This window comes from Aporhodopirellula sallentina SM41 (assembly GCF_000346505.1).
Taxonomy (GTDB): Bacteria; Planctomycetota; Planctomycetia; order Pirellulales; family Pirellulaceae; genus Rhodopirellula; species Rhodopirellula sallentina.
On the sequence record NZ_ANOH01000275.1, the window covers coordinates 45,568 to 52,411 of the forward strand.

The window sequence follows — 6,844 nt, forward strand, 5'->3', positions numbered from 1 at the left end:
ATCCCGAAACCGGACAGATTCTCGACGCGGACATCATCCTGACCGATGGCTGGATCCGTCACTTCAACTTCAACTACGCCGACTTGATGCCGAACCTCGCAATGGAAGGCGTCAGCGCCGAAACGTTGGCGTGGCTCGGAACGCATCCGAACTGGGACCCGCGTGTTCGCATGGGTGCTCCAGAAAACGTTCACTCGCTGCGTGCCAAGTACGCTCGCCAAGCCACCCAGCCGATGGCCGGTTACAAGATGGCGCAGGCCGACCCCTCGATGCTCGGCGACGATGAGTTCGACGGTTTGATCGGACATGTCAGCCAAAAGAACGGCCTGTGCATGGCCGCATCGGGTCGCAGCATGGACCTCGCGATGGCCCGCATGAATTGGGCATTGACCCTCAACGCGGACCTCGAAGCCGAGCGCCAAAAGAAGAAGAAAGCCGAAGAGGACGAAAAGAAAAAGGATGAAGAATCCGCCGAAGACTCCGACGAGAAGAAGGACGGCGATTCGGATTCAGAAAAAGAGTCTGAGGATAAAAAAGACGGCGATGCCGACGACGACAAGAAGGATGACAAAGACGACGAGGAGGCAGACGACGAAGACGATGACAAGGAAGACGACTCGGCCAAGAAAGAAGACGAAGAGCTTCTCGATGGAATGCCGGAGTGGTTTGTCGGACCATTACTCGCCGATTTGGTCGCTCACGAAGTCGGTCACACACTCGGCCTGCGTCACAACTTCAAGGCCTCGTCGCTGTACACGATTGCGGAAATTAACGGCGAAGAAGTGAAGGGCAAAAAACCCTTTGCCTCTTCTGTGATGGACTACATGCCGATCAATTACCGCTACGAAACCGGCGATGTGCAGGGCGACTACGCGATGATCGACATCGGTCCGTATGACTACTGGGCGATCGAGTACGGCTACACGCTGAAGGATTCCGACCTCAAAGATATCGTCAAACGATGCTCCGAACCGGAACTGCAATACGCAACCGACGAGGACACCAGCGGTCCGGACCCTTACGCACGCCGATACGACTTCGGCAAAGACCCGCTGGAGTACACGAAGGAACAGTCCAAACTGATCAAACTGTATCGTGACCGTTTGCTCGACAAGTTCGTCAAAGACGGCGACAGTTGGGCGAAGGCTCGCCGCGGCTACGAGTTGACGCTCGGCCTGCAAATGCGTTCGGTCAGCATGATGGCAAACTGGATCGGTGGCGCGTTCGTCAACCGTGACAAGAAGGGCGACCCTGGCGACCGCGTTCCGGTTGAAGTCGTACCGGCGAAAGATCAACGAGACGCGTTGAAGTTCGTGATCGACACGAGTTTCCGTGACGAAGCCTACGGGTTGAAACCTGAAATCCTCGAACGTCTCGGCGTCGACAAATGGCTCGACGGAGGCGGTCATTCGCGGATGTCAGATGAAGCAACCTGGCCGATTCACGATCGCGTCTTGGACATGCAAGCGTCGACGTTGACCCTGCTGATGAACCCAACCACGCTGCGTCGGGTTTACGACAATGAACTGCGTTTACCTGAAGACGAAGACGCGTTGACGCTGCCTGAATTGCTCAACGCAGTCACGACGGCCGTTTGGTCAGAACTCGACAATGCGTGCCCGGAAGGTCGTAACGATCGCAAACCGATGATCACATCGCTGCGTCGCAACCTCCAACGGGAACACCTGCAACGTTTGGTCGACCTGATCTTGGAAGATTCACCAGGAACGGCAGCCTACAGCCCGATCAGTAATTTGGCTCGAATGGAATTGCGGACTCTCGCGGCCGCAATGGAATCGACGCTGAAAAAATGCGAAGGCAAGATGGACGCTTACACGTTGGCTCACCTGAGCGAAAGCAAAGAACGAATCCAACGTGCTCTCGAAGCCGGTTACACCTACGGTGGCAAACAAGCCGGCAACGGGATGATGATGTTCATCATGGGCGAGCAAACCGAATAGCCCGCCCCGAGCATACTGACCCTGCAAAAACGCCTCCGGAGTCGCAAGACTTCGGAGGCTTTTTCGTAACCGGAGTCGCGTCGACTTCGGTGTTTCTTACGGAGCCGGAGTCGCCAAGACTTCGGTAGCACGAGGCCGGACGAACTGAACTCTGGCGAGCCCACCTACGAAATCTGTCCAGCTACGAAATCTGCCCAGCTACGAAATTTGCCCAGCTACGAAACGCGGCCCACCCCGCCGCTTTCCCCGTCCTAGACCGCTTCGGCTTCTTCTTGCGATTCTTCGTGGCCTTCCGATGGCGTGTCCTTTGATCGCGTGTTCAAGTCGGTTAACAGTGAGTAGCCTTCTTTCACGCAGATCGCGGCAATGATCAGTGCGGCCACCGCAGCGATCATCTTCAACATCGGCAGGTTCACCAACGCGACCGCTGCGATCCCGCACAGCATGGCGATGCCGGCTTGGCCGAACTTCACCATCGCTTGCATCCGCGTCGTGTGACTCTGCGTTTTGTTGCTGCGGGTGATCGCCGAGCGAGCCGACGCGTTGGCGAGTTCACGCATTGCAGACAAATCGCTGTTGCGTTCCGGTGCCTGCGAACGCGGAACCAATGGAGCGTTCGGGTCCACCTCCGGTTCAGTCACTGGTTCTTCGGCAACTTCGACTGGCGGCATTTCTTCGGTGACGTGCGTGTCCGCTTTCGGAGCGGGCTCAACCGGTTTGGCCGCAACCGCGGGTGCGTCGCCCGTTTCCGGTTGCCCTTGAACCCGCTGCAGCAACCGGTTCATGTACGCTTCGATCGAATCATCTTCCGGTTCACCTTCGTCGGCTCCGCCCGCAACCACGGTAGCAGCAGCCGAATCGGCGACAGGCGTTTCAGCAACGGGAGCTTCAACAACAGGCTCTTCCGCGACGGGCATCTCGGCGGGTGCTGCCAACGACGCGGTAGCTTCGTCGCGATATTGGTCGATGCTATCCGCGTACGGAGATTCACTCGAATCGGCATCGTCCGAATCGATCGCCATCGTTTGCGAGAAACCTTCCGACTGCGGTTCGGAGTCGGCTTCTTCCTGGTCCCAATCGTTGCGACTGTTCCACATCGCGGTGGCGGAAGTGTCCTCGATGGAAGCCGATTCTTCCTCATCGTCATCGATGCTGAGAGCCGGATTCTTTTCGATCCCGAGATCTCGCATCAACTGATCGGCGAGCGACCCTTCGCCTGCCGCCGGCTCATCCTCCTCCTGCGATTCGAACTGAGCAAACGATTCGCCCTGGTCGAAACCACTGGCTCCGGCAAAACCCTCGGTGGACTGGTAATCGTCCGCTGTTTCGTACTCGCCGACGGGCTCGGATTGCACAGCCTCGGCAGAGGCTTGCAACTCACTGTCTTCGAACCGATTGCCCTGAGCCTCACTATCTTGGGCAGGTTCGAACGAAGCAGCCTGCGTCGCCCATTCGCTGGCCGATTCCTCTACTCGTTCATCCGTTTCCGGCGAGTCGAAGGTTGGCTCGTGGTACTGTTCGACTTCGTCGCTACGATTCAGGTCGCTACAATCCTGGTCGCCACGTTCCTGCGGCAGAAGATAAGTCTGCGACTCATCCGGCCACTGCGGCAAATCCTCCGCGACCGGTTCGTCCGCAACAGCGTTGACTTCCTCGGCGGCGGGCTCTTCGTCCGCGACGCTGTTCATTTCGGCTGCGACGCTGGGTTCTTCGCTCCCGCCCCAAACAGGTTCGGCGTTCATCTCAGGAGCAGGCACATCTTCAGCGAACGCTTCGTTGGTCGCTTCCTCTGACGCAGATGGCTCGGCGATGTTTTCCTCTTCGACGACATTGCCTGTTCCCGCGACAACATCCTCATCTTCAATCAGAACGCTGTTCCAACCTGGGGCTTCGATGGCACTCGGTTCCACATCTGTTTCGGCTGCCGGTGCGTCGTCCGACTCAGTGGTCGTCGCGAGCATGCTGAGCGAAGGTGCTTCCTCATCAACTGAATCGGAATCGGATTCAGGTTCGATGGAGGAATAGGTTGGCCAGACATCTTCGTCTTCCATCGACTCCGGTGTGCTGACGCCGTTGTCATCAACGGTTTCAAACGAAGTCTCGATCGCGGTCGGCTGATCCGCGACAAAGTGCGAACTCGTTTCCGGCTCGGTTTCGATGTTGTCGATAGCCGAGACCGGTGCGTCGGTTTCGGGTTGCTCGGTCTCAGGTTGCCCGGCTTCAGGTTGTTCAGTTTCAAAAGCTGTCGATGCAGCGACCTCAGGCGTCTCAGCCGAATCCTCGACACTCCACTGAGGCGCGTCCTCTTCATTGGCGACGCTGCTGGCGTCGAGGTTACTGGCCTCGAGGTTACTGGCCTTGACGCTACTGGCCTCAACATCGTTCTCCGTGATGTTGTCTTCGGCGACGTCCAGACCGCCGCCGACCAAGCCGAGTTTCGGCGTAGTCGTTGGTTGCTCCGGTGCGCCGGGTGCCCCGATGATCTCACGCGTCTGTTGTTCGAGGAATTCGATCCGATCCAACGTGTCGTCGTGATCGCGGTTGGAACGATCAAACAGCTCGCGAGAGTCCTTGGCGTCCTTCAACGCATCGTCACGTTGGCGACGAAGTTCGTCTTGTTCACGGATCGCGAGGTCGCGTTCGGCTTGCATCGCCTTCAGCTCTTCCATCGCCGATTCGAGTTTCGCTTCGGCGGCCTGGCGCGCCGACTCGGCTTCGTCGCGAACCCGTACCGCTTGCTCGCACTTTTGACGAGCGTCGGCGAGATGCGTTTGCGCTTCCTGGTAGCGACGTTCGGCTTGCTCTTGTTGCAGAGCCCACTGTTCGCGAGTCCGCTCGGCACTTTCGCGATCCTGGCCGGCCCGTTGTTTGAACGAGAGCAAATCGTCGCGTTCGGCGATCAGTGCGTTGCGCTCCGCAGCGGCATCGTCACGTTCCTGACGTGCCTGAACGACTTCGTTGCGTGCGGCTTCGAGATCACGGCGAGCGGCCTCGCATTCGATCTTCGCGGCATCGCATTCCCCACGAGCGATCTCACATTCTCGCACGGCAGTTTCGCGTTCGGCGCGAGCCTCATCCCGTTCGGCATGGGCACCGGTGAGTTGTTCGACGAGTCGATCGTTCTCTTCCCGCAGTTTCGACAACTGAGCCTGAGCACCGGCGAGGTCGACCGATAGCTCCTCGAGACTGCTACGGAGTGTTTCCACTTCGGCGGTCCAGGATTGGCGATCGGCTTCGTGGCGTTCGCGGTTTTCGCGAATGGTGTCTTCGAGATTGGTGATCGTCCGGCGAGCGAGCTCGCAGTCTTTGTCGAGCGACTCGGCGTCCATCCGGGTGCGTGCGATTTCGCTCTGCAGCTCTTGGATCTCCGAACGCAGTTGCTCTTCGATCGACTCCAATTCGACGCAACGGGAGGCGAGCTCTTTGCGTTCCGCCTCCGTCTTCGCTTGGGCTTCACGGGATGCGTCGCGTTCTTCAGCGATTTCGTTTCGCTGTGAGATCGCTTCATCGCGGTCAAACTGCAGATCGTCGATCCGCTGTTGGTGTTCGCGGTTGCGTTCGAGTTCGAGCTGTTGCAGCGTTTCCTGCTGGGACGACAACTGAACGAGTTGCTCGTTGAGCGACGCGAACTTCTCTCGCATTTGCTCGACGGCCGTCGTGGCAGCTTCCGCTTGCATGCGAGACGCACGAACGCGTTCCTCGCTCTCGGCAATCTTCTGCGCGTGAACGGATTCTTGTCGTTTGTATCGCTCTTGTTCTTCGAGCAGACGTTCGATCTGTTGGCGATGCAGACGGTCACGTCCGTCGAGGCGTTCTTGTTGCAAACGCAGGTGCTCGCGACCGGTCGCGAGTTCTTCCTGTTGCATCTGCAGTTCGTCGCGATGCTTCAGCAAATCCTCGTAGCGGCGTTGGAACTCCTCGTGGACTTCGATCGCGGCCGACTCTTGCGTTTGCAGTTCGTCTTCGCGTTGTTGCAAAGACTGCATCTGCAGTTCGAGTTTCCGCTGCTGTTCGAGCAATTCCTGCTCGCGAGTTTTGCACCATTCGTCGCGACGTTGGACGTCTTGTTTCAACGCCCGCCACTGTTTGGCTTCCTCGTGAAACGACTTTGACCAGTCCTGGGCCGATTCGCCCCGTGAGTCCACATGGCCGTCGAATCCGACCAACCCGTGCGCAACCGCTTGGCTAACCGCGTCGACCGGACGCGGCTCACTTTCGAGCAATTCGAACTCATACGCACCGAGACGCAGCCGATCGCCCGGCGTGATCATACCCTCGGTGACGCGGACGCCGTTGATTTGAATCGGCACGGAATACGCGCGAACCAAAATTCGTTCGTGGTCACGGATCAGAACCGCATGCAGCGACCGAAGTGAATCATCTTCCAACCGGATCGAACAACCGACGCCGTTCCCGAGCGTGTAACGTGCCCCCGAGAGTCGCAGGCGGCGAGTCGGTTGGCCTTCGCAACGAACGCGGAACTCGATGCTCGGGTCGCGTCGCCATGTTGACGGCGTTTTCGCCCAACGGTCGGTGGGGACTGCATCGTGTCCGTCGGCGGCGTCCCGGTTTCCTTGCGATACGTCACTCGCGGTTGTACTCACGGCGTTTCCTGTCATCGGGGGCTGCGAGAGTTCCGACTGCCACGACGAGACGTCAAAGCTGGCTGCAGCTTCGTCGAGGGTGGTCGTTGCAGATGGTCTGGAGGGGGAGTGTTCGTTGGCCACCACGGATGTCCTTCTCACGGGGGTGTGTTCAAAGTCGGCTACGAGAGCCCACTTTCACAATGGATCGGTTGTATGGGTCATACGCATGAAAGGAACTGCGGACTTTTTGCCACTGATTCGGAAAATTCGCTGAAGCGAAGTGAAAAACGTGGGATC

Annotated in this window: 1 protein-coding gene and 1 pseudogene; one reads left to right on the plus strand and one right to left on the minus strand. The window is 58.4% G+C overall.

Annotated elements, in window-relative coordinates; all coding sequences use genetic code 11:
* Positions 1–665: 665 nt before the first annotated feature.
* Positions 666–1,961, plus strand: a pseudogene (locus RSSM_RS35490) (zinc-dependent metalloprotease); the annotation flags it as partial.
* A 251-nt stretch (positions 1,962–2,212) separates the two neighbouring features.
* Here RSSM_RS35490 and RSSM_RS18715 read toward each other — a convergent pair.
* On the minus strand, positions 2,213–6,565 hold the full coding sequence (locus tag RSSM_RS18715; RefSeq protein WP_236621233.1) for an FHA domain-containing protein: 4,353 nt from the start codon (positions 6,563–6,565) through the stop codon (positions 2,213–2,215).
* Between the last annotated feature and the right edge of the window lie 279 nt (positions 6,566–6,844).